Raw genomic sequence first — 21,056 nt, 5'->3', positions numbered from 1 at the left:
CGAGCTTGCTCGCGAACAGGAGGTATTGCCTACAGCACCGGCATCAAGTGGTTCGCGAGCAAGCTCGCTCCTACGAAGATCAAGAGCTCCTCACCCTGGCCCTGGCTGCGCGCCCCGCTCCGCAGCGGGAAACGGGACCGTCCGGTGCCGGAGAAAGCTGTGGCGTCAGCCAGCACGGTCTGCCCCCCTCTCCCTGCGGCAGAGGGCTGGAGTGAGGGGGAAACACGGGCACGGACTTTTCCAGGAAAAGACAGTTGCTCCTACCAAAAGCCGGAAAGAAAAAGCCCCGCATCAGCGGGGCTTTTTCGTCACAGCCAGCGTTACAGGCTGAGCGGGCGATTCGACGCCTTGAGGAATTCCTTCTTCAGGTCCTCATAGGTGTGCACCGCCGGGAACTGCGGGAACTCGCGAATCACGTTGTCCGGCGCGTGGAACAGGATACCGGCGTGGGCTTCGGCAAGCATGGTGGTGTCGTTGTAGGAATCGCCAGCGGCGATCACACGGTAGTACAGGCTCTTGAAGGCGATGACCGACTGGCGTTTCGGGTCCTTCTGGCGCAGCTGGTAGCTGACGACACGATCGGTCTCGTCAGTGATCAGCTTGTGGCACAGCAGGGTCGGGAAACCGAGCTGGCGCATCAGCGGCTGGGAGAACTCGTAGAAGGTGTCGGAGAGGATCACCACCTGGAAGCGCTCGCGCAGCCAGTCGACGAACTCCACCGCGCCTTCCAGCGGCTTCAGGGTAGCGATCACTTCCTGGATGTCGGACAGCTTCAGGCCGTGCTCGTCGAGGATGCGCAGACGCTGCTTCATCAGCACGTCGTAATCCGGGATATCGCGAGTCGTCGCCTTGAGCGCTTCGATACCGGTTTTTTCAGCGAAGGCGATCCAGATTTCCGGAACCAGGACCCCTTCCAGGTCGAGACAGGCGATTTCCACGAACGATTTCCCCGCAGGATTGACTTGAGAGGCGGCACTCTAGCCGCTCGCTCCAAGCGGCGCAACGCGGCACTTATACCCAAACACCACAGTCGACCTTCCTGATGGTTATTTAGGGGCATATCCGCCTCTTTGCTACCATCGCGCCCACAGAGCGCCTTGCGCCATTAAAACTAGGAATACCGCCTGATGAGCCTCCCGTTCGATATCGCGGAAATCGCCGCGAGCTATGCCAGCAAAGCCCCACAGGACATCCTGAAGCTTGCCTTCGAGCACTTCGGCGATGAGCTGTGGATTTCCTTCAGCGGTGCCGAGGATGTGGTGCTGGTGGACATGGCCTGGAAGCTCAACAAGAACGTCAAGGTGTTCAGCCTGGACACCGGTCGCCTGCACCCGGAAACCTACCGCTTCATCGAGCAGGTCCGCGAGCACTACGGCATCGCCATCGAAGTGATGACCCCGGATCCGCGCCTGCTGGAGCCGTTCGTCAAGGAAAAGGGCCTGTACAGTTTCTTCAAGGACGGCCACGGCGAATGCTGCGGCATCCGCAAGATCGAGCCGCTCAAGCGCAAGCTGTCCACCGTCACCGCCTGGGCCACCGGCCAGCGCAAGGACCAGAGCCCCGGCACCCGCAGCCAGGTCGCCGTGGTCGAACTGGACGGTGCCTTCTCCACCCCGGAGAGACCGCTGGTCAAGTTCAACCCGCTGGCCAACATGAGCAGCGAAGAGGTCTGGGCCTACATCCGCATGCTGGAAATCCCCTACAACAGCCTGCATGAGCGCGGCTTCATCAGCATCGGCTGCGAACCCTGCACCCGCCCCGTGCTGCCGAACCAGCATGAGCGCGAAGGCCGCTGGTGGTGGGAAGAAGCCACGCAGAAAGAATGTGGCCTGCACGCCGGCAATTTGATCAGCAAGGCCTGAGGCCTTACGCTCGTCTGACGGAAATTTCCCCTGTCAGCCCGCAGCCCAGGATTGGATGCCTGTATGCCTGCGATGGAGCCGATCCCATGCGCATCACCCTGGTGAAGAAGGTCCTGGCCGACGGCCAGGACTGCCGCAAATGCCGCGAAGTCCACGAACGCCTGGTCAAGGGCGGCTACCTGAGCCGCATCGACCGCACCCTGGTCGCCGACGAGCGCAACCCCGCCAGCACCGGCTGGCTGGTCGCCGCGCAGTACGGCGTGGACACCGCGCCCTTCTTCGTCGTGCGCCATGATGACGGCCGTGAGGTCGTCTACACGGTGTTCATGAGCTTCCTCCACGAGGTGCTCGAAGGCCGTGGCGAACTTCCGCTGGACTCCCGCGAAGCACTGGCCGAACTGGCCCAGCGCGACGACCTGGATCGTCTGTAGGCGTCGCCCTTGACGCATTCTGGATGAGTGCTCGGCAAGGCTGTTCTGCCCTCCCCTGACGCACCCGGAAGCTTCGGCTGGGATCGCCCGCGCCCGCGCATTTGCGGTACTGCGCCAGCGCATCCGCCGACATGAAAAAGCCCGGCATCTGCCGGGCTTTTTCATGTTGCGTGGCGCCATCAGTAGACCGGCAACTCGATACCGTCGAACAGCTCGTCCAGCTCGGTCTTGTTGTGGCACTGCACGGCCTTGGCCAGCAGGTCACGGGTCAGGTGCGGAGCGAACTTCTCGATGAAGTCGCACATGAAGCCACGCAGGAAGGTGCCGCGGCGGAAACCGATCTTGGTCACGCTGGACTCGAACAGATGGCTGGCATCGAGCATCACCAGGTCGCTGTCGAGCTTCGGATCGACCGCCATGTGGGCGACGATGCCGACGCCCAGGCCCAGGCGCACATAGGTCTTGATCACGTCGGCGTCGGCGGCGGTGAACACTACCTTCGGTACCAGGCCGCGCTGGTTGAAGGCCTCGTCGAGCTTGGAGCGACCGGTGAAGCCGAACACATAGGTGACGATGGGCTGCTCGGCGAGCAGTTCCAGGGTCAGCTTCGGCACCTTGGTCAGCGGGTGGCCCTGCGGCACGATCACGCAGCGGTTCCAGCGGTAGCACGGCATCATGATCAGGTCACCGAACAGCTCCAGCGCCTCGGTGGCGATGGCGAAGTCGACAGTGCCGTCGGCGGCCATCTCGGCGATCTGCATCGGCGTGCCCTGGTGCATGTGCAGGGATACGTCCGGGTACTGCTTGATGAAGCCGCTGATCACGCCGGGCAGCGCGTAGCGCGCCTGGGTGTGGGTGGTGGCGATGGACAGGGTGCCCTTCTTCTCGTTGGAGAACTCCTGGGCGATCTGCTTGATGCTTTCGACCTTGCGCAGGATCTCGCCAGCAGTGGTGATGATGCGCTCGCCGGCCGGGGTGACGCGGGTCAGGTGCTTGCCGCTGCGGGCGAAGACTTCAACGCCCAGCTCGTCTTCCAGCAGGCGGATCTGCTTGCTGATGCCGGGTTGGGAGGTGTACAGGCTTTGGGCGGTAGCCGAGACGTTCAGATCGTGGTGCGCGACTTCCCAGATATAGCGCAGTTGCTGAAGCTTCATGGACTTTCCTCGAAATGAATGTCGCTACCCGCGATCAGGGGCTTGTCGTTTTATAACCATATTAATGGTTTAAGGAATAAAACTAGACGTTTTTTTTCGCCCTGCATGCCATTCGTCTAAAGCCCCGCGCAAATGCCGGGCCTGTCCGACGTATCGTCACAAAGCTTTCAGCGGTGCAGCAGCATCGGCACCAGGTAGACCGGCACCTCGGCCAGTTGCACCAGGCGCCCGGCGGTGCGCCCCAGCGGCGTGTTCAGCCCTTCCCCATGGCTGTGGCTGCCGGCAACGATGATGTCGACGCCCAGGCGCTTGGCCTCGTCGAGGATCACGGTCGGCGCGTCGCCCTGCACCACCCGCACCGTGCGGATCAGCTCGGCATCCTGGCGCGCCTCCCCCAACTCATCGCGGAAGCCTTCCATCACCCGCTGCTCGATGCTGCCCATGACGTTGGTCAGGCCATTGGTGCGCATCTCGTTCAACGTACCTTCATCCAGGTAGGTCTGCAGGACGGACTCGGCGAACAGCCCCAGCGGCTCCACCGCGTGCACGACGTACACCTCGGCGCCATAGGCTCGGGCGAGCGAGAGCGCATGCTGGAGGACGTAGGGGGCGTAGAGACCGAGGTCGGTGGCGTAAAGAATCGTTCGGATCATGCGGCCTCCTCGACTGCCTGCGCGGCGGGGCCTATCCAGCAGCGTAGCAGGAGAACGCGAATCGCTCCGAGACGGCCGGATGTCGCGGCCGGGCGGCTATCCGGCGACCTTCTTCTCGTTGCTCACTCCATGCGGGACATGGCCGGTCGCCACTACATCCCGCGCCCTCTCGCAGTGCATCGGCTGGTCATCGAAGAACACATCCGCGGCGAAGGCTTCGAGGAAGGCGGCCTTATCCAGGCCACCGAGGAACAGCGACTCGTCCAGGCGGATATCCCACTCACGCAGCGTGCGGATCACCCGCTCGTGGGCCGGGGCGGAGCGTGCGGTGACCAGCGCCGTGCGGATCGGGCAGGACTCCTGGGGGAAGGCCTGCTGTACGCGGTTCAGCGCCGCCAGGAAAGGTTTGAACGGTCCGCCGCCCAGCGGCTCGCGGGCGGATTCGCGCTCGTGGGTCTGGAAGGCTTCCAGTCCGCCCTGCTGGTAGACGCGTTCGGAATCGTCGGAGAACAGCACTGCATCGCCGTCGAAGGCGAAGCGCAGCTCGCCATTGGCCTCGCGGCGGGTGCCCCCGGACAGAATGGTTGCGGCAGCGAAGCCGGCATCCAGGGCGTTACGCACGTCCTCTATGTGAGTGGAGAGGAAGAGGTGGCAGTTGAACGCCTTGAGGTAGGGATAAGGGCTGCGGCCGCCGACGAAGGCGGCGCGCGAGATGCCCAGGCCGTAGTGCTGGATGGAGTTGAACACGCGCAGACCGGTGTCGGCGCTGTTGCGCGAGACCAGGATCACCTCCACCGGCGCGCTGTCGGTCCCGCCGTTGAGGGCGAGCAGCTTCTGCACCAGGGCAAAGGCGTCACCCGGCGGCAGGACCTGGTCCTCGCGCGCGATCTGGTACTGGCGGTAGGCTTCGACGCCTTCGCTTTCATAGACCTGATGGCTTTCCCGCAGATCGAACAGCGCCCGCGAGGAAATCGCCACCACCAGCTTGTCGCCCAGCCCTTTTGCCATGCTTCCCCCGGTTTCCGTCAGCGAGCCTGTTTGCGCGCGTCGATGAAGCGCAGCGCGCGATACAGCGCCTCGATCTTCGGCAGTGCGCACCCGGCCCGGCGTGCAGCTTCCAGCGGCGCCGCGTAGATAGCACCCAGCTCCAGCGGGCGGCGCTGGGCAAAGTCATGGTACATGCTGGGCAGATAATCCGGCATGGCGTCGGTGGAGCTGAGCATCGCGCCGACAATGCCCGGCGGCAGCGAGTGCCCGCAGGCAGCGGCGCCGGCGATGACTTCCTCCATCAGTTCAGCCACCAGGGCGCGGCTGTCGGGGTTGTCCATGATCGCTCGCGTGCCGCTGTCGAGCAGCACGGAGAGGCCGTTGTAGGGAATGTTCCAGACCAGCTTCTGCCAGCGCGCCTGCTCCAGGTTGGGCATGGCGTTGGAGTCCAGGCCGGCGCTGCGGAACAGCGCGGCGCCCTCCTCGACGATAGCCTGACGCGCTTCGGCTTCCTGCGCGGAGCCGGAGTGATAACCGATGTTCACCCCACCGAAGGCCTGGTGCTCGATCACGCCCGGTTCGGCACGGTGTACGCAGATGAAGCAGAGGCCACCCAGCAGGTGGATGTGCTCGGGCAACAGCGCCCGCAGTTCGTCTTCCACGGCGAGGCCGTTCTGCAGCAGCAGGACCTTCGCCCCCTGCGCCGCGGCCTGGATGATCAGCGGCGCCAGATCGGCGTTGCTGGTGGTCTTGGCGCCCACCAACAGCCAGTCGCAGGGCGGCATCCGCGCCACGTCGGCGTAGGCATTCACCGGCGACAGGCTCAGCGCGCCATGCACCTGGCTGTTCAGGCGCAGGCCGTTCTGCGCGACCGCGGGGTATTCGCTACGCAGCAGGAAATGTACGTCGTGGCCGGCGCGGGCCAGCATCAGGCCGTAGAAACCGCCAATGGCGCCGGTTCCAATGATGCCGATTCGCAGATTCATCAAGGCAACTCCTCAGCAGGGCGCGACAGGGCAGCGCGCAGGGCTTGGATCAGGGGTTCAGGGCGCAGCGCTGCGTGGACGGGGCCGAGGAACTGGCCATCGCGCACCAGGAACAGGGAAGGCAGGTGGAAGACTTCATAGCGCTCGACCAGGCCGCCACTGTGGCCGGCGTCGATCCAGCACAGACGATCTACCGGCAGGCTGAACGCCGGCAGTACCTGCCGCGCCCAGCGGCAGGTAGAGCAGCCGGCGCCGGTGAACACCAGCAGCGAAACGCCCGGCAGCTCCAGCAGCCGGCGGTCGGCATCCAGGTCGGTCAGCTCCAGGGCCGGCACTATACTCACAGAGCCAACACTATAAAGATTGCAGTCGGAGCGTTCCGTCATGCGTCAGTTCCTGCGTCACCCTTGCGACTTTCCGGTCGAGCTGGTCATCCGCAAACAGACGTTCCTGCCGCGCCAGCGGTTGCACAATATCAGCCTCGGCGGCGTCGCGTGCAATTCGCCACGGGGCTTTCGCCGTGGCACCTCCATCGAGCTGCGCATTCCCCTGCTGGGTGACTCCGCCCGCTATCCGGGCATCATCGCCTGGAGCCGCAAGCAGGCCAGCGATTATCGCGTGGGTATCGCCTTCATTGACGAGGACACGCTGTTCCGCGCGCGCATGGTGGAACAGGTCTGCCAGATCGAGCAGTACCGACGGCAGCGGGAGCAGGCCAGCGGCGGCAGCCTGCCGTTCGAAGAGCTGGCGCTGGAGTGGATCGCGCAGAACGCCGCGGACTTCCCGATGTTTTGCGCGGTCTGATCGACACCCCGCAGAAAGTCGCGCAAATGCCCGTGTTGCGGGCATTTTCCTGCATCGAGCCATTGTCGAGGCGAGGCCTGAACGGTTAAGGTTCGGGTTCCCCTTAGCGACACCATTGCCTGCGCCCCATCGCACGGGGATTTCTGGCGGCCGGCACCCGTGACCTGATTGAGTACCACGATGGCTGATTTACAGATCGACGACCTTAACGTTGCCTCCAACGAGACACTGATCACGCCGGAGCAGCTCAAGCGCGAAATCCCCCTGACCGATGCCGCCCTGCGCACCGTCGCCAACGGCCGCCAGGTCGTCCGCGATATCCTCGACGGCAAGGACCACCGCCTGTTCGTGGTGATCGGCCCCTGCTCGATCCACGACATCAAGGCCGCCCACGAATACGCCGAGCGCCTGAAGGTGCTGGCCGCGGAAGTTGCCGACAGCCTGTTCCTGGTGATGCGCGTCTACTTCGAGAAGCCGCGCACCACGGTCGGCTGGAAAGGCCTGATCAACGACCCGTACCTGGACGACTCCTTCAAGATCCAGGACGGCCTGCACATCGGCCGCCAATTGCTGCGCGACCTCGCCGAGATGGGCCTGCCCACCGCCACCGAAGCGCTCGACCCGATCTCCCCGCAATACCTGCAGGACCTGATCAGCTGGTCGGCCATCGGCGCACGCACCACCGAATCCCAGACCCACCGCGAAATGGCTTCCGGCCTGTCCTCGGCGGTCGGCTTCAAGAACGGCACCGATGGCAGCCTGACCGTGGCGATCAACGCCCTGCAGTCGGTTTCCAGCCCGCACCGTTTCCTCGGCATCAATCAGGAAGGCGGCGTCTCCATCGTCACCACCAAGGGCAACGCCTACGGTCACGTCGTGCTGCGCGGCGGCAACGGCAAGCCGAACTATGACTCGGTCAGCGTTGCCCTGTGCGAACAGGAACTGACCAAGGCGAAGATCCCGCTGAACGTGATGGTCGACTGCAGCCACGCCAACTCCAACAAGGACCCGGCCCTGCAGCCGCTGGTGATGGACAACGTCGCCAACCAGATCGCCGAAGGCAACAACTCCATCGTCGGCCTGATGGTGGAAAGCCACCTGGGCTGGGGCGCTCAACCCATTCCCAAGGACCTCTGCCAACTGCAGTACGGCGTGTCGATCACCGATGCCTGCATCGACTGGGAGACCACCGAGAAGGCCGTGCGCAGCATGCACGCCAAGCTCAAGGACGTCCTGCCCAAGCGCCAGCGCGGCTGACGCTTCGAGCGGATAGGAAAGAAGCCGGGCAGATGCCCGGCTTTTTTCTTTGGCAAATTCCGCACCGGTGCTTTTTGTAGGAGCGAGCTTGCTCGCGAATCGCTTGACGCTGGAGAGAAACACCGTTCGCGAGCAAGCTCGCTCCTACAGAACTGCCGACGCTGCCAGAAATGGAATTCCAGCGGGCACAAAAAAGCCCGGCATTCGCCGGGCTTCCTGTTTCCATACCCTGAAGATCAGAGCGCGGTATCAGTGTGACGCTGGCGGCGTTCCAGGTAGCGCTCGACGTAGGAGCACGACGGGATGACGCTGTAGCCCTTGCGCTCGGCGAACTGCAGCGCGTGTTCGGTGAGAGCGGCGGCGATGCCGCGGCCGCGCAGGCTGTCCGGAACGAAAGTGCGATAGATGTCGAGCGTCTGCTTGCCCAGATCCATGTAGGCCAGATAGGCGCGATGACCATCAACAGTCGTTACGAACTGGTGGCTGGTTTCATCATGCTGGATGGACAACGACTCACTCACTTGCTCTCTCCTTCGCAGGGCCTCACAACATGACCCGCACCTGATTGATCTTGTTCAGGCGGAGGAACATCTCTGCCGAGCCGGTCCCCATCAGGACCGTGATATAGGCTCGACCGTTCTCCACCTTGTGCAGCACACCTTGATAGTAGGCACCATCGAACGTGATGAACTGCAGGCGCTTGCCGGTGTACTGGGCAAGGCTTTCAACGCTAACGAACTCATATTGCTGCGTTCTGGCCTGCGACTCAACCGTTTCTTGGGCCGAAACCATTTGATATTGGCTTTCCGGCGTGATTTTTTTCTTCAGCGGATCGACCCAGGCGAACCCCAGTGGTGCAACCGTTTGCTGATTTATTAGGACGACCGGATGCAGCATCTGGATCACATCCCTGGGCTCGAAAAATTGCAGACCATCCCAGGCCATCCCCTCGGTAGGGGTCAGTTCGACGCGCAGCGAACGCGGGTCAGCCAGGTAGCGGCCGTAAGCCTCGAGCACCGGCTGGTCGAGGGCGATGCGCTGCTGGCGCAGGGCCTTGTCGAACTGCTCCAGCGACAGGGCGGTATAGGCCTTCGGGTCCAGGCCGAGCTTGCCCCGGCAGAACTCGCTGACTCGACGCTGGTACTGGTTGTCGTTCATCTCGACGACGACCTGTGACACCCGCGGCGGGTTCACGCGCATGTCCCCCGGGCGCTCGGAGACATTCATCAGCGTCATGCTGGTGTGCATATCGAGCATGTCACGGGTATCGCTGCGCAGATCGAAAGTCAGCGTCTGCGCGCCCGGCTGCATGCGGTAGGAGAACTCGATGTCCGATTCGAGGGTGCGGTAACCCATCTGCAGCAGCTCATCGACACCGATGTTGCGTACGTTGCCGCAGGCCACTTCGCTCATGGCGGTGAAGGCGCTCTTCTCCGCAGGCTGGGCATACAGCGACTGCATGAAGGGGCCGTGAATCTGCAGCTCGACGCCCTTCAGGTCTACCGACATCTGTTCCGGCAGCTTGCCCTCGGCCAGGCGCTCCTTGAAGCTGAGCAGTTCGCGCAGCCCGTTGAACTTCAACTGGGCGTGGGAAACCTTCAGGCTGTCGCCGGCCATCGGCACCCTGATCACCAGGTTCTGCAAGCCGACCTTGCCGTCGAAGGACGACGATATACCGCCGTAGGTGATCTCCATGATCGGCGAGAGACGGGCGATGGCGTCGTTCACCACGCTGCGCACGGAAAGCCAGAGCGACGCCTTGATGATCAGGGCAATCGCAACGACGGCAAACAGGGACCACTTGAAGATCTTCGACATGACAGGCACATCCTGGGTTGTGCGAGGGCGGTACGCAGAGATGGTGGCAGCTTAACAGCACGCTGGATGCCCCTCCACGAGCGCTGTCGGAATTTGCATACGCAGCGCACAGAAATCGTCCGGAATTTGTGACACGCAGCTGACTCACCAGTCAGTCAAAACGCTTTACGCCCCAGGCCGGCGTCAGTATGTTCTGGCCACTTCCAACCCAAGGACTGCAATCCAGGACCCTCTGCCATGAGTGAGCTGATCAGCTACCAATTCGAAGACGGCATCGCCACCCTGACCCTGAACAACGGCAAGGTGAACGCCATCTCCCCAGCGGTCATCGAAGCCTTCAACCAGGCCCTGGACCAGGCGGAGAAGGACCGAGCCATCGTCATCGTCACTGGCCAGCCGGGCATTCTGTCCGGCGGCTACGACCTCAAGGTGATGACCTCCGGCCCGGAGAACGCCGTGAACCTGGTGGCCGCCGGCTCGACTCTGGCCCGCCGCATGCTCTCGCACCCGTTCCCGGTGATCGTCGCCTGCACTGGCCATGCGGTCGCCAAGGGCGCCTTCATCCTGCTCTCGGCGGACTACCGCATCGGCGTCGATGGCCCGTTCCAGATCGGCCTGAACGAAGTGGCCATCGGCATGACCATGCACCACGTCGGCATCGAACTGGCTCGTGATCGGCTGCGCCGCTCGGCCTTCACCCGCTCCGTGGTGAACGCGGAAATGTTCAACCCACGCGATGCCGTGGATGCCGGTTTCCTCGACAAGGTGGTCCCGGCCGAGCAGCTCCAGGCCGCCGCCCTGGAAGCCGCCCAGCACCTGAAGAAGCTGAACATGACCGCACACCGCAACACCAAGCTGAAAGTGCGCAAGCAACTGCTGGAAACCCTCGACAGGTCCATCGAACTGGACAAGAACCACCTGTCCTGATCGCCCGCCAACAAGAAAGCCCGGCCTGATGCCGGGCTTTTTCATGTCATGACTATTACCTAAAGAGCAATACTGATTAATCCTGTTTGCTATTTTTAAAAAATTATTACGCATTAACCTATAGATGAACCCAGAGAAAACCAACCGGAGGTGTTCATCATGAAACTCAACATCATCGCCGCCAGCGTACTGGCCGCCGCTACCGCTTTTGCCGCCCAGGCCAGCTTCGCCGAAGAGTCCCCGCTGATGCAGGACCGCATGGTTCACATGACCCAGGCTGCCATCCAGCAACAGCAGTCCGAGCAATCGGCCAGCCAGGTGAACGTCGAAGCCGCTGCCAAGCAGGGCTGAAACCTTCACACCTCCAAGCCGCCTGCAGCAGGTGACGTCATGCAGTCGAGCCCGAAGCGAAAAGCCCGGCGTGATGCCGGGCTTTTCCGGGACGATGACGCAGCCTCGGCAAGGGTCAGATAGCCATGAAGCCCGCCAGAATCCAGGAACCCACCGACAGCGCCCCGCCACCGACCACCGTGCGTCTGGTCGCCATACTGCCATCTATCAATTCGCCTGATACCCGGAAGCAACCGGCATCGTTATTCAAGCGAACTGACCAAAGCGACACTGGGCCATCACTTCGCCGAGCCCGAATCGCCCCAATGAATCGTCAAGCCCACCGCTACGCCCGCAACGGCGCCCTCGCCGCCCTGGGGCTCTATACCATCGTGATTCTGGTGGTCACCGCCCTCACCGCCGGTTTTGATGGTGCACGCCGGGCCCCGGTGGACAACGTCGACCGCAGCGGGCTCTTCGAGCGCTTCAACCAGGCGGTTCCCGTCGCCCTACAGGGCCTTCAGGACGTTCTCACGCCGCACTCCTGAGCCCCATTCACTGGCGCAGCACGCCAGGCTGGCCAACACTAAAGCCCTGCACAACGACTCCAGATTCCGCACCAGATGCACTGCAGGGTGGGTTTCAGCATGGGCCGAGTCATCGCTTCCGCCGTCTACAGCAAGGGCCGCAAGGTCTCCGACATCCCGCTCGAGGATGGTTACCGCTGGGCCTGCCAGCCTGACCACTTCGTCTGGACCGGCCTGCAGGAGCCGACACCGGAGGAGATGTTTAACCTGCAGCGGCAGTTCAACCTCCACGAACTGGCTGTCTCCGACGCCCTGGAAAAGCACAGCCGGCCGAAGCTGGAAACCTTCGGCGATGCGCTGTTCATCGTCATCTATTCGCCGATCCGCGCCGATAGTCGACTGATGTTCGTCGAAACTCATCTGTTCGCCGGCATCGGCTACATCATCAGCGCGCGCCATGGTTTCTCCCAGTCCTACGCCCAGGTCCGACAGCGCTGCGAGGCGCGGCCGTTACTGCTGGCCCATGGCACCGACTTCGTGCTCTACGCCCTGCTGGATTTCGTGATGAGCAACTACGAACCGGTGGTGGAGGCGATCCGCGAGGAGATCGAGGAAGTGGAGCAGCAAGTGCTGCGCAAGTCACTGACCCAGGAGCAGATCGAGAAGATCTACGGCCTGCGCCGCGAGGTGCTCAAACTCAAGCACTACGCCGCGCCCATGGTGGAAATCTGCCAGGAACTGCAGCGCCTGGACTTTCCCTTCATCGACAAGCAGATGCGGCCCTACTTCCGCGACGTGGCCATCCACGTGAACCGCCTGCTGGAAGACCTCACTACTTTGCGCGATGTCGCCAGCCAGACCATCGAAGTCGGGCTGGCACTGGAGTCCTCACGACAGAGCGTGGTGCAACGCAAGTTCGCCGCCTGGGCGGCCATTCTCGCCTTCCCCACCGCCGTGGCCGGTATCTACGGGATGAACTTCGAGTACATCCCGGAACTGCATTGGCACTACGGCTACTTCCTGATCATGGGGTTGCTGGCGCTGGGCTGCGTCGGGTTGTACATCAGCTTCAAGCAGGCGGATTGGCTATAGAGAGCATTGGGAGCCATTCGGCGACGCGGAACGTAGGATGGCATGGAGCGCAGCGATACCCATCGAATGGTGTGCTCCGGCTGATTCGTGCCGGCTGAGGCCAATCGCGGACAGAGTCCGCTCCTACGTAAATGTCTGCTTCAGGTGCCGAACACTTCGCCAGCGCTCCCTGTAGGAGCGAGCTTGCTCGCGAACCGCCCGACGCTGGAGCAGCGGGGAAGACATCGCGGACGCAGTCCGCTCCTGCGAGATACCTTTGCGCTTGGGCCATCCCTCACCCTGGCCCTCTCCCAAGGGGAGAGGGGACCGTTCGGTGCAGGATGAAACGTCGGCAACAGCAGGCACGGACGGCTCCCTCTCCCCCTGGGAGAGGGTTGGGGTGAGGGGGGAAGACGCAGCGACGGGCTATCCAGAGAAGTCAGTTGCTCCTACACCAACCGGCGGCTGTAGGAGCGGACTTCGTCCGCGATCGGGTCGGCTCTAAACCTATCCAACCCGGACCGATGTCCCACGGCACCAACGAAAACGCCGCTCGATTGAGCGGCGTTTTCAGTCAGCACGGCAGAATCAGGCCGCGCTTTTCTTCTCGGCTTTCTTCTTCGCGTCGCTGCCCTGCTGGACGAAGCGCATCATCCACTCACCCACCGCGGTGCCCTGGTGTGGGCGCGCAAGGCTGTCGATGCCGGACTGGAACACCGGCTCGCTGAAGATGTGCTTGCGCAACTCGAGGATCGCCTGGGAATAGTCGCTCTGGAATTCCGGGTGGCCCTGGAAGCACAGCACCTGGTCACCAATGGCGTAGGCCGCGTTCGGGCAGAAATCGCTGGAAGCGATGCGGCGCGCACCGTGAGGCAGCTCGGTGACCTGGTCCTGGTGGCTGACCAGCAGGGTCAGGCCATCGCCCAGCGACGGGCTCATCCACTCAGGCTGCTCCTCGATGCGGTAGTCGTGGATGCCCACGCCCCAACCCTGCCCGGCACGCTCGGCCTTGCCGCCCAGCACCAGCGCCAGCAATTGATGGCCGAAGCATACGCCCAGCAGCTTGTCGCCGCGCTCGTAGAGCTTGAGCACGTAGTCCTTGAGGGTCTGGATCCAGGGATCAGTGCCGAACGAGTCCGCCTTGCTGCCAGTCACCAGGTACGCGTCGAACTTCTCATCATCGGGCGGGTAATGCCCTTCCACCACGTTATAGACCTTGAACTCGGCCGGAACGGGTTGCTTGGCGAACAGTTGCTGGAACATCCAGCCGTAGCCCTTGTACTGGTCGATGAGTTCGGGGCGGAGAATGTCGGTTTCCAGAATGCAGATGTGCAACGACATGCAGTGGTGATTCCTGGGGGGTTAGCGGCTGATAAGGATGGTTTTCCTGACACTGATGAAACGCGCGTGAAAATTACGCCCTATTTTTTCACCGCACAAGATGCCGAAGCCGATTCTTGCGCAGGAATTTCAGGGGAAATACCGGAAAAATCGACTTCCTTCAATTGCACCGGCGCACAGGGGTGACGGCCGGTTGGCAAGGATTCAGATCAGGGACAGCGTTCCCAGTAGCGAGTTCGCGTTCAGCACCTAGGCGTATTCACCTTGCAGGTTGGCCAGGGACATGGCGTGAACCTCCTCCGCACTGCGCCAATTGCCGTTGAAATCGCGCTTGTCGAAGGCGAAACAGGCGTCCGCCACCACCCGAGTGGCAAAGCCCAGGTTGCCCGCCGTGCGCGCCGAGGCCTCCACCGAGTTGTTGGTACTCACTCCGCAGATCACCAGCGATTCGACGCCGCGCACGCGCAGCCAGCGCTCCAGGCCGCTGTTGATGAAGGCGTCAGGGATGTTCTTCTCCACCACGTGCTCGTGCTCCAGCGGCGCCAGCGCAGGCTGGAACTCCGCGCCGGGCTGCCCCGGCCAGAACGGCGAACCCGGCGTGCGCGAGATATGCCGCACGTGCACCAGCGGCCAGCCGACCTGGCGCCAGGCTGCCAGCAGCTTACCGATACGTTGCTCGGCCTGGGGGTTGTTGCGCGGCTCGGGGCTGATGCGCATGCCGTTCTGCATGTCGATGATCAACAGGGCGGGAGCGGTCATCGGTGCGGTCCTGATGGGTGGGAAGGTGTCATCCTAAGGTTTGCGCAGGCAAGAAAAAACCGGCCATGGGCCGGTTCTTCCGAGTGAGGACTTGTAGGAGCGAGCTTGCTCGCGAACGGCCCTGCTGCGGACTCGGTTCGCGAGCAAGCTCGCTCCTACACGTACGCTCAGAACTGCTCGTTGCGCGCGGCCTTCTCCAGCAGCAGCGCCGGCGGCAGGAAGCGCTCGCCATACTGCTCGGCCAGGTACTGGGCGCGGGCGACGAAGTCCTTCAGGCCGTATTGGTTGATGAACTGCAGCGCGCCGCCGCTCCAGGCCGCGAAGCCGATACCGAAGATCGAGCCGATGTTGGCGTCGGCGGTGGAGGTCAGCACACCCTCCTCCACGCAGCGCACCGTCTCGATGGACTGGATGAAGAGGATGCGGTCACGCACGTCTTCCGGTGAAATCTGCGCGTCAGCCTTCTCGAAGCGCTGCTTGAGCTCAGGCCACAGATGCTTCCTGCCATTGGCCGGATAGTCGTAGAAACCCGCGCCAGCGGCTTTGCCTGGGCGCTTGTACTCGTTGACCATCAGGTCCACCACGGCAAAGGCCGGGTGCTGCGGCAACTGCTTGCCCTCGGCTTCCAGGTCCTTGCGGGTCTGCTCGCGGATGTGGGTCATCAGGCTCATCGACACTTCGTCACTGATCGCCAGCGGGCCTACCGGCATGCCGGCCTGGCGCGCCTGGTTCTCGATCATCGCCGCCGACACGCCTTCGCCGAGCATCGCCAGGCCTTCGTTGGTGAAGGTGCCGAACACGCGGGAAGTGAAGAAGCCGCGACTATCGTGGACCACGATCGGAGTTTTCTTGATCTGCAGGACGTAGTCGAAGGCGCGGGCCAGGGTGGCGTCGTCGGTCTTCTCGCCACGGATGATCTCCACCAGCGGCATCTTGTCCACCGGGCTGAAGAAGTGCAGGCCGATGAACTTCTGCGGCTGCGCCACGGCCTCGGCCAGGCCGGTGATCGGCAGCGTCGAGGTATTGGAGGCGATCACCGCGTCCGCCAACGCGGCGGACTCGGCAGCGGCGCTGACCTTGGCTTTCAGGCCACGGTCCTCGAATACCGCTTCGATGATCAGGTCGCAGCCTTCGAAGTCGGCGTCGCTGGCGGTCGGCTTGATCCGTGCGAGGAAGGCGTCACGCTTCTCGGCAGTCATCTGGCCCTTGCCGACTTTCTTGTCCAGCAGGCCGGCGGAATAGGCCTTGCCCTTCTCGGCCGACTCGATGGAAACGTCCTTGAGCACCACCTCGATGCCGGCGGCGGCCGAGACGTAGGCGATGCCGGCACCCATCATGCCGGCGCCGACTACGCCGACCTTCTTCGTCTGCTGCGGCGGGATGCCCTGCGGGCGGGATTTGCCGGCGTTGATCTCGTTGAGCTGGAACCAGAAGGTGCCGATCATGTTCTTCGCCACCTGGCCGGTGGTCAGCTCGGTGAAGTAGCGCGCCTCGATCAGCTGAGCCGTGTCGAAGTCCACCTGGGCGCCTTCGACGGCGGCGCACATGATCTTCTCCGGTGCCGGGAAGCAGCCCTTGGTCTTGTCACGCAGCACCGACGGGGCGATGGCCAGCATCTGCGCCACCGCCGGGCTGGACGGCGTACCGCCGGGAATCTTGTAGCCGGCGCTGTCCCACGGCTGCTTGGCGGCCGGGTTGGCGGCGATCCATTCGCGGGCCTTGGCCAGCATGTCTTCCCGGCTGGAGGCGAGCTGGTGAATCAGGCCGGCCTTGAGCGCCTGGTCCGGGCGCACTTTCTTGCCTTCGGCCAGGTACGGCAGGGCCTTCTCCAGACCGAGCAGGCGCACCATGCGCACCACACCGCCGCCGCCGGGCAGCAGGCCCAGGGTGACTTCCGGCAGGCCGAGCTGCACGTGGCTTTCGTCCAGGGCGATGCGGTGATGGCAGGCCAGGCAGATTTCCCAGCCGCCGCCCAGGGCCGCGCCGTTGATGGCGGCGACCACCGGCTTGCCAAGGGTTTCCAGGCGACGCAGCTGGCCCTTGAGCACCAGGATGCCTTCGTAGAAGGCCTTGGCGTCGGCCTTGGTGACCTTGATCAGTTCATTCAGATCGCCGCCGGCGAAGAAGGTCTTCTTTGCGGAGGTGATCACCACGCCGGCAATCGACTCCTTCTCGGCTTCCAGGCGCGCGACAGTGGCGGCCATGGCCTCGCGGTAGGCACCGTTCATGGTGTTGGCGCTCTGGCCGGGCATGTCCATGGTCAGGACGACGATGTTGTCCTGGCCTTTTTCGTAACGGATGGCATCAGTCATTTTTGTTTTCTTCCCAAGGGTGGGAGACCCGCAGGAGCGAGCCTGCTCGTGAATACTCCGCAGCGCGGACAGGTTCGCGAGCAAGCTCGCTCCTACGACAGTCAGATACGTTCGATGATGGTGGCGATGCCCATGCCGCCGCCCACGCAGAGGGTGGCCAGGCCGTAGCGCAGGTTGCGCCGCTCCAGTTCGTCCAGCAGGGTGCCGAGGATCATGCAGCCGGTGGCGCCCAGCGGGTGGCCCATGGCGATGGAGCCGCCGTTGACGTTGACCTTGCTCTCGGGCACGCCCATGTCCTTCATGAACTTCATCACCACCGAGGCGAAGGCTTCGTTCACTTCATAGAGGTCGATGTCCTCGGCCTTCAGGCCGGCCTTGGCCAGCGCCTTGCGGGTGGCCGGCGCGGGGCCGGTGAGCATGATGGTCGGGTCGGTGCTGGTCACCGCAGTGGCGACGATGCGCCCACGGGCCTTCAGGCCCAGCTCGCGGCCCTTGGCCTCGGAGCCGATGAGCATGGCAGTCGCGCCGTCGACGATGCCGGAGCTATTGCCCGGCGTATGCACATGCTCGATGCGCTCGACGAAGCTGTACTTGCGCAGCGCGCTGGCGTCGAAGCCCATCTGGCCCATCATCTCGAAGCTGGGTTTGAGCGCACCGAGGCCTTCGAGGGTGGAGTCGGCGCGGATGAATTCGTCATGGTCGAGCAGGACGATGCCGTTCTGGTCCGTGACCGGCACCAGGGATTTGGCGAACAGCCCTTCGGCGCGGGCCTTGGCGGCCTTCTGCTGGGAGCGCAGGGCGAAGGCGTCGACATCGGCACGGCTGAAGCCTTCCAGGGTGGCGATCAGGTCGGCGCCGATGCCTTGCGGGACGAAGCTGGTGTGCAGGTTGGTTTCCGGGTCCAGCGCCCAGGCGCCGCCGTCGGACCCCATCGGCACGCGGGACATGGATTCCACGCCGCCGACCACCACCAGGTCCTCGAAGCCCGAGCGCACCTTCATGGCGCCCAGGTTGACCGCTTCCAGACCCGAGGCGCAGAAGCGGTTGATCTGCACGCCGGCGACCTGCTCGTCCCAGTCGGCCACCAGCGCGGCGGTCTTGGCGATGTCCGAGCCCTGGTCGCCCACCGGGGTCACGCAGCCCAGGACGATATCGTCGACCTGCGCGGTATCCAGCTGGTTGCGCTGCTGCAGCGCACGCAGCACGCCGGCCATCAGGTTGACCGGCTTGACGCTGTGCAGCGCGCCGTCCTTCTTGCCCTTGCCGCGGGGAGTACGCACCGCGTCGTAAATGAATGCTTCGGTCATGGCGTTCTCTCTTAGAGTTGTCGTCACGCAGGCGTGGCGTGTCGGCCTACCTTAGCGGCGTAACGGCCAGGGGCAATGACCGCAACGCTCAGCACAATTGACCGCCACGCTCAGCGACCGACCGGAGGCGCTCGGGCCGAAGGCTCTGGAAAGGGGTTGTCGGCGGCAGCGGACGAGCGGTCGAAAAGCTGAACGGCGTTGTCACGCCCCAGTCATATAGAGGGAATATGCCTGAAGCTGCGTCACTTGCTGCAAGATGGTCTAAGCCCGCGCGGCACTAGGCTTAGACTCCGTTATGCAGTGAATGAAAAGCGTGCAGATGATGCGAAGAGTGCCGTTGCCGGGTTTTGCCGGTTCGGCTGGAGACACCAGAAGCCAAGGTACGCGCCTCACTATCAACAGGCCGTGAGTGAGCCGTGCCAAGAACAAGAAAGGCGGAAGGACATCATGGACAAACAATCGAGAAAATGGCGGCAGGCCAGCCTGATCGTCTTCGCAACCACCGTTGTTTTGATCATTCCCAATCTGAGTCGTCTGGTCGGCTAGGGCCAACACCCGGCTATCCCGTCGCTGCGCACCGCGCGCCGCCATCCGCGAGCCACGGTCAACGCAGCACGGGAGGAGCCACCTCCCCTGCCTCATCCCGTCAGCCTCTGCTATGGTTCCGCGGCCCGATTCTTCGCCCCGGATGCGACCATGCGCCCACTGCTGTTGTTGCTGTTCCTGCTCTGCCCCAGCGTTTTCGCTGCGACCCTCACCCTGGAATTGCCCAACGGCCAGCACACCCTCAGCACTGAACAGCTGCTGGCCAACGCCAGGGCGCAGGACATCGAGATTCCCGCCGACGTCTCCTACAAGCGCACCATGCACTATCGCGCAGTGCCACTGGCTGCCTTGCTGGACGGTGTGAAGCCCGGCGATCACCTGCAGGCGGTTGCGCTCGATGGATTCGCCGCCGAGCTGCCGGCCGCGCCGTTGCTGGAGGAAAAGGGTTCGCGCGCCTGGCTGGCCATCGAGGAAGCCGGCAAACCCTGGCCAAAGCTGGGCGACGGCAAGCCTTCCGCCGGGCCTTTCTACCTGGTGTGGACCGATCCCAGGGCGGCCGGCATCGGCCCGGAGCAGTGGCCGTTCCAGGTTGCCAGCATCCGTTACCTGAAGCCGCTGGCCGAACGCTTCCCGGCGCTGCTGCCGGCGAAGAATGCGCCGAAGCAGGTGCAGCACGGTTTCGCCCAGTTCCAGAAGAACTGCCTGGCCTGCCATCGCCTGAATGGTGCCGGGGATTCGCAGTTCGGTCCCGATCTGAACATCCCGCACAACCCGACCGAATACTTCGCCGCGGATTATCTCAAGCAGTACATCCGCGACCCGCAGAGCCTGCGGCACTGGCCGGAGGCGCGGATGAAGGGGTTTGCGGCGGATGTGATCAGCGACAGGGAGCTGGATGAGATCGTCGCGTATCTGCAGCACATGGCGGGGCGCAAGGTGAAGGCCGGCGAATAGCCTTCTTATGGGCGCCCCCGGCTTTCGTAGGGCGCATAACGCGCCAGCGTTATCCGCCATGCCGAAATCGGCGCAAGGGATTGCCCTCACCCTAACCCTCTCCCCAAGGGAGAGGGGACCGTTCGGAGCAGGAGGAAACCACCGCGTCAGCCGGCACGGACGGCTCCCTCTCCCTTTGGGAGAGGGCTGGGGCGAGGGGTTTCAGCTCAAGCGCAAATGCCTGGCGGAACTCAGTGCCAGTAATCCCCCGGCGGCGCCGGCAGCTCGCCGAGCAACTGGCGCAACCCCGCGCCCCATTGCCCGCGAATGCCCTCGAAATACGCATCGCCTTCCTGGATACGGTAGCCGGCCGGCACCTCCAGGCTGCCTTCGCGGTACACCAGCAGGTCCAGCGGCATGCCCACCGAGAGGTTGCTGCGGATGGTCGAGTCGAAGCTGATCAGCGCACAGCGCAGCGCCTGTTCCAGCGGCGTGGCATAGCTCATGGCGCGGTCGATGATCGGCTTGCCGTACTTGCTCTCGCCGATCTGGAAGTAAGGCGTATCGCGGCAGGATTCGATGAAGTTGCCCTGCGGGTAGACATTGAACAGGCGCGGCACCTCAGTGCCGATCTGCCCACCGACGAGGAACGAGCTGCCCAGGTCGACGCCCTGGTTCTGCCCGATGTTCTCGTCGTGGTCGACCACTTCGCGCAGCGTCGAACCCACCAGCCGGGCCGCTTCGAACAGGTTCTCGACGTTGCCCAGGTTTGGCTCGTCGCTGCCCATGCGCTGACGCAACACACTGATCACCGACTGCGAGGTGGCCAGGTTGCCGGCGCTTTGCACCACGACCAGACGTTCGCCGGGGGTGCCGAAGATGTGCAGCTTGCGGAACACGGCGATGTTGTCGACGCCGGCATTGGTGCGCGAATCGGATACGAAGACCAGGCCCTGGGCGAGGTTCATGGCGACGCAATAGGTCATGACGTTCTCATGGCATGTTCTGGGGGCAAAAGGCTGGCAACGATCTTAAGCCGCTGCCCGGCCTT

Annotated in this window: 23 protein-coding genes; 10 read left to right on the top strand and 13 right to left on the bottom strand. The window is 63.5% G+C overall.

Annotation, left to right across the window (positions count from 1 at the left end; all coding sequences use genetic code 11):
- Window positions 1–320: 320 nt before the first annotated feature.
- Window positions 321–938, bottom strand: a complete 618-nt coding sequence (gene thrH / locus N5C91_RS13350; protein WP_279830092.1) for a bifunctional phosphoserine phosphatase/homoserine phosphotransferase ThrH — start codon at window positions 936–938, stop codon at window positions 321–323.
- A 189-nt stretch (window positions 939–1,127) separates the two neighbouring features.
- Here thrH and N5C91_RS13345 point away from each other — a divergent pair, with 189 nt between their 5' ends.
- A complete protein-coding gene (locus N5C91_RS13345) occupies window positions 1,128–1,862 on the top strand; it encodes a phosphoadenylyl-sulfate reductase (protein ID WP_279830091.1) in 735 nt (244 codons plus the stop codon).
- An 86-nt stretch (window positions 1,863–1,948) separates the two neighbouring features.
- Complete coding sequence (locus N5C91_RS13340) at window positions 1,949–2,293, top strand: hypothetical protein (protein ID WP_081520589.1); 345 nt, start codon at window positions 1,949–1,951, stop codon at window positions 2,291–2,293.
- A 179-nt stretch (window positions 2,294–2,472) separates the two neighbouring features.
- Here N5C91_RS13340 and cysB read toward each other — a convergent pair whose 3' ends face one another.
- From cysB to N5C91_RS13315, 5 genes are all read right to left on the bottom strand, one after another.
- The gene (gene cysB, locus N5C91_RS13335; protein WP_024765699.1) at window positions 2,473–3,447 is read right to left on the bottom strand and encodes an HTH-type transcriptional regulator CysB; all 975 of its coding nucleotides are present in this window, start codon (window positions 3,445–3,447) and stop codon (window positions 2,473–2,475) included.
- A 167-nt stretch (window positions 3,448–3,614) separates the two neighbouring features.
- Complete coding sequence (locus N5C91_RS13330; RefSeq protein WP_236199723.1) at window positions 3,615–4,100, bottom strand: universal stress protein; 486 nt, start codon at window positions 4,098–4,100, stop codon at window positions 3,615–3,617.
- 96 nt (window positions 4,101–4,196) lie between these two features.
- Window positions 4,197–5,108 (bottom strand): 5'-nucleotidase, encoded by a 912-nt coding sequence (locus N5C91_RS13325; protein WP_236199722.1) that lies wholly within the window; start codon window positions 5,106–5,108, stop codon window positions 4,197–4,199.
- A 17-nt stretch (window positions 5,109–5,125) separates the two neighbouring features.
- Window positions 5,126–6,073, bottom strand: a complete 948-nt coding sequence (locus tag N5C91_RS13320; protein ID WP_279830090.1) for a putative 2-dehydropantoate 2-reductase — start codon at window positions 6,071–6,073, stop codon at window positions 5,126–5,128.
- On the bottom strand, window positions 6,073–6,459 hold the full coding sequence (locus N5C91_RS13315; RefSeq protein ID WP_236199720.1) for a thioredoxin family protein: 387 nt from the start codon (window positions 6,457–6,459) through the stop codon (window positions 6,073–6,075). Before N5C91_RS13315 ends, N5C91_RS13320 begins: the two co-directional genes overlap by 1 nt.
- On the opposite strand from N5C91_RS13315, the gene N5C91_RS13310 reads away from it, so the two are divergent.
- Window positions 6,458–6,877, top strand: a complete 420-nt coding sequence (locus tag N5C91_RS13310; RefSeq protein ID WP_236174492.1) for a PilZ domain-containing protein — start codon at window positions 6,458–6,460, stop codon at window positions 6,875–6,877. The two genes, N5C91_RS13315 and N5C91_RS13310, sit on opposite strands and share 2 nt — an antisense overlap.
- A 180-nt stretch (window positions 6,878–7,057) precedes the next feature.
- Complete coding sequence (locus tag N5C91_RS13305; protein WP_236174493.1) at window positions 7,058–8,134, top strand: 3-deoxy-7-phosphoheptulonate synthase; 1,077 nt, start codon at window positions 7,058–7,060, stop codon at window positions 8,132–8,134.
- 236 nt (window positions 8,135–8,370) lie between these two features.
- Here the strand turns inward: N5C91_RS13305 and N5C91_RS13300 are convergent, their stop codons facing one another.
- Both N5C91_RS13300 and N5C91_RS13295 read right to left on the bottom strand, forming a co-directional pair.
- A complete protein-coding gene (locus tag N5C91_RS13300) occupies window positions 8,371–8,655 on the bottom strand; it encodes a GNAT family N-acetyltransferase (protein WP_024765462.1) in 285 nt (94 codons plus the stop codon).
- Between the two features lie 22 nt (window positions 8,656–8,677).
- The gene (locus N5C91_RS13295) at window positions 8,678–9,952 is read right to left on the bottom strand and encodes a hypothetical protein (RefSeq protein WP_279830089.1); all 1,275 of its coding nucleotides are present in this window, start codon (window positions 9,950–9,952) and stop codon (window positions 8,678–8,680) included.
- A gap of 237 nt (window positions 9,953–10,189) precedes the next feature.
- Here N5C91_RS13295 and N5C91_RS13290 point away from each other — a divergent pair, with 237 nt between their 5' ends.
- From N5C91_RS13290 to N5C91_RS13275, 4 genes are all read left to right on the top strand, one after another.
- Entirely contained in the window at window positions 10,190–10,879 is a 690-nt protein-coding gene (locus N5C91_RS13290; protein ID WP_236174495.1) for a crotonase/enoyl-CoA hydratase family protein, read from the top strand.
- Between the two features lie 159 nt (window positions 10,880–11,038).
- Window positions 11,039–11,230 (top strand): hypothetical protein, encoded by a 192-nt coding sequence (locus tag N5C91_RS13285; RefSeq protein ID WP_236174496.1) that lies wholly within the window; start codon window positions 11,039–11,041, stop codon window positions 11,228–11,230.
- Between the two features lie 305 nt (window positions 11,231–11,535).
- Complete coding sequence (locus N5C91_RS13280) at window positions 11,536–11,757, top strand: hypothetical protein (protein ID WP_236199719.1); 222 nt, start codon at window positions 11,536–11,538, stop codon at window positions 11,755–11,757.
- A 99-nt stretch (window positions 11,758–11,856) separates the two neighbouring features.
- The gene (locus N5C91_RS13275; protein WP_017516914.1) at window positions 11,857–12,828 is read left to right on the top strand and encodes a magnesium and cobalt transport protein CorA; all 972 of its coding nucleotides are present in this window, start codon (window positions 11,857–11,859) and stop codon (window positions 12,826–12,828) included.
- A 567-nt stretch (window positions 12,829–13,395) separates the two neighbouring features.
- On the opposite strand, the gene N5C91_RS13270 is transcribed toward N5C91_RS13275, so the two are convergent.
- Entirely contained in the window at window positions 13,396–14,148 is a 753-nt protein-coding gene (locus N5C91_RS13270) for an amidotransferase (RefSeq protein WP_279830088.1), read from the bottom strand.
- On the opposite strand from N5C91_RS13270, the gene N5C91_RS13265 reads away from it, so the two are divergent.
- Window positions 14,137–14,334 (top strand): hypothetical protein, encoded by a 198-nt coding sequence (locus tag N5C91_RS13265; protein ID WP_279830087.1) that lies wholly within the window; start codon window positions 14,137–14,139, stop codon window positions 14,332–14,334. The two genes, N5C91_RS13270 and N5C91_RS13265, sit on opposite strands and share 12 nt — an antisense overlap.
- 63 nt (window positions 14,335–14,397) lie before the next feature.
- On the opposite strand, the gene N5C91_RS13260 is transcribed toward N5C91_RS13265, so the two are convergent.
- From N5C91_RS13260 to N5C91_RS13250, 3 genes are all read right to left on the bottom strand, one after another.
- Window positions 14,398–14,907 (bottom strand): cysteine hydrolase family protein, encoded by a 510-nt coding sequence (locus tag N5C91_RS13260; RefSeq protein ID WP_279830086.1) that lies wholly within the window; start codon window positions 14,905–14,907, stop codon window positions 14,398–14,400.
- Window positions 14,908–15,074: 167 nt separating this feature from the next.
- Entirely contained in the window at window positions 15,075–17,219 is a 2,145-nt protein-coding gene (locus N5C91_RS13255) for a 3-hydroxyacyl-CoA dehydrogenase NAD-binding domain-containing protein (protein WP_279830085.1), read from the bottom strand.
- A 101-nt stretch (window positions 17,220–17,320) separates the two neighbouring features.
- Window positions 17,321–18,526 (bottom strand): acetyl-CoA C-acetyltransferase, encoded by a 1,206-nt coding sequence (locus N5C91_RS13250; RefSeq protein WP_205335082.1) that lies wholly within the window; start codon window positions 18,524–18,526, stop codon window positions 17,321–17,323.
- A gap of 696 nt (window positions 18,527–19,222) precedes the next feature.
- On the opposite strand from N5C91_RS13250, the gene N5C91_RS13245 reads away from it, so the two are divergent.
- Window positions 19,223–20,026, top strand: a complete 804-nt coding sequence (locus N5C91_RS13245) for a cytochrome c (protein WP_279830084.1) — start codon at window positions 19,223–19,225, stop codon at window positions 20,024–20,026.
- 230 nt (window positions 20,027–20,256) lie between these two features.
- Here the strand turns inward: N5C91_RS13245 and N5C91_RS13240 are convergent, their stop codons facing one another.
- Complete coding sequence (locus N5C91_RS13240) at window positions 20,257–20,991, bottom strand: proteasome-type protease (protein WP_236174503.1); 735 nt, start codon at window positions 20,989–20,991, stop codon at window positions 20,257–20,259.
- Window positions 20,992–21,056 lie beyond the last annotated feature (65 nt).

Origin of the sequence: Pseudomonas sp. GD03903 (assembly GCF_029840045.1) — a bacterium.
In the GTDB taxonomy this organism is placed as follows: Bacteria; Pseudomonadota; Gammaproteobacteria; order Pseudomonadales; family Pseudomonadaceae; genus Pseudomonas; species Pseudomonas pseudonitroreducens.
The sequence above is the reverse complement of the archived record's forward strand: the minus strand, read 5'-3'. Positions and strand labels throughout refer to the sequence as shown.